This is a genomic window from Streptomyces sp. NPDC055078, from assembly GCF_053607985.1.
Map to the genome: position 1 here is coordinate 1 of NZ_JBSGUP010000986.1, position 2,075 is coordinate 2,075.

Below are 2,075 nucleotides of genomic sequence, written 5' to 3' on the forward strand. Positions count from 1 at the left end.
CCACATAGCCGTCCGCTCAGTCGGCTGGTGCTCCCGCGCGTGCGGGAGCACCTGGGGGTCCACGGAAGCGTGATCGGGGCGTACGTACGCTCCGGAAAGGCGCCACCCCTGGTGGCCAGGGAATCGGGCACAGTCCGCCCCATGAGGCCCAGTCGGGCAGTCCGCCGCGAGTTGTGTGCGTCGTCCTTGACGATGTGGACTTGAGCGGTGGCCCACTGGTTGGCACTGCGCTCGACGTCGTGCAGGCAGAGGGCGCGAGTGCCGGTGGATGCCGGCCCAGGCGCATGGAGACCAGAGCTCCAGCGGATGTGACGCGGTCGGCGTCGGAGTGCAGGAACTCCGGCGTCCGCAGCGGGAGTAGAGGTGTCCGGCGTCCCGGTCCAGGACATCGACCGCAGTGACCCGGGAGCGGGTACGGCAGGATCCCCAGCTCACGGTCACGGGCACGGTCCAGTCGACGTGTTCCCGGTCAGGAGTGAGACGGTAGTCGAGGGAGCCCGGCTCACCAATGATTCCGCAGGCCGGACAGGCGAAGTGCGGACGGTGTTCCTCACGAGGCGTCACAGGTGCGTTCGTCACGCGCCGATCCTCATCGTCTGTCCGTTCTGGCTGGCCATGGCAAGTTCTACCTCCAGGATCTTGAGTGTCATGGTGCCTGGATGGTGAAGCACGGTGCCGCCCCGCCCCCGAGCTGGCTCCGGCGGGTTGGATCGACGAGGCCGTCCAACGCCATCGCTTTGAGGTTGAACCGCATTCGATCTCTGTGGGCACGGCTCGCGACGACACTGTGGAAGTCACGGTTCACCTTCATGCTGCCGCTCCGGCGGGCCTCAGGCCGGAATCGGCGGAGCCGACCGCCCGGATCGGGCTCGTGCTGGCGCTCCCGAGGTTTGCAGGGTCTTCGGTCTTGAGCGGTGCGCCTGCTCAGGGCCCCTGACGTTTCGATACGCTCAGTGAGGGCGCCTGGTGGCTGCTGCCGGGGCCGCAGGCGCGTCGGGATCTGGGGCACTGCACGGCTGCGGTCCCTCTCCGTGACTACGGGTACAGCTTGTCGCCCTTCGCCAGCATCGCTACGTACTTCTCTATCCGGCGCGCCCGGGTCTCGGGTTTCTTGGCGTCTTGGACCCTGTACAGGATCGCGTAGCGGTTCTGCCGGTCGAGTGTCTGGAAGAACTCCGCCGCGGCGGGGTCGGCGGTCAGGGCCGCCGTGAGGTCATCCGGCACCGTGGCGGTCTTCGCGCTGTCGTAGGCTGCCTCCCAGCGGCCGTCTGCCTTGGCGCGGTCGACCTCGGCCTGCCCCGGGGGATGCATCCGGCCCTGCTCGATCAGGGCGGCGACCTTGTCCCGGTTGACCTTGGACCACTTGCTGCGCGGCTTGCGCGGGGTGAACCGCTGGAGCCACCACTGGTCGTCGAACTTGGCCTTCTGGCTGTCGATCCAGCCGTAGCAGAGTGCCACGTCGAGCGCCTGGGCGTAGTCCAGCGCGACGATTCCGGGGCCCTTCTTGCGCAGCTTGAGCCAGACGCCCGACGAGAAGGCGTGGTTCTCGCCGAGCCATGCCTGGAATGCCTCGGGGGATTCGAATGCGACGATCTCCAAGTCCTGAGTCATCCCAGCAGCGAACCACACCCGGCCGATTGTCATGGCGCATTCGGGCACGGCCCCGGATACAGAGCGCCCGTGCTTCCTGCGTGATCATTCCTGTTCTCGACGCAGAACAATCACGCAGGAGCCACGGGTTTGGTCAGCGATACGAGGTTGCTGCTCGATCTGAACGGGGTGTCCCGTCGTGCGGGTCGAGCAGCTGGCTGGTGGAGTGCACAGGGTCCACCTGGTCACGGCCGACGAGACGGCCAGGGCCTACCCGGCCTGTGGGGTGTTCGCCACCCGGGTGAAGGGCTCGGCGGTGACCCGGCCGCGCGATTTCCCTTACGGCGAGAGCGGAAGCTCAGTGTCTGGCTGCCCTGCCGGATGGCCTCTGGGTGAACCCGACTCCTCGGCAATCTTACAGGGCGGCTGCCTTGCGTGCCCAGTGGAGGGCGCCTTCGATCAGTTCGGCGCAGCCGGTCCATTCC

The 2,075-nt window shown here is 67.4% G+C and carries 1 protein-coding gene; it reads right to left on the reverse strand.

Translation table 11 applies throughout. The features are described 5' to 3' along the window. Positions 1 to 1,035: 1,035 nt before the first annotated feature. On the reverse strand, positions 1,036 to 1,611 hold the full coding sequence (locus ACWF94_RS39400; RefSeq protein WP_453499932.1) for a YdeI/OmpD-associated family protein: 576 nt from the start codon (positions 1,609 to 1,611) through the stop codon (positions 1,036 to 1,038). Between the last annotated feature and the right edge of the window lie 464 nt (positions 1,612 to 2,075).

What these genes read in the sequence shown, in the direction of transcription:
- ACWF94_RS39400 (WP_453499932.1), bottom strand. Translation starts at nt 1,611, where the DNA reads ATGACTCAGGACTTGGAGATCGTCGCATTCGAATCCCCCGAGGCATTC.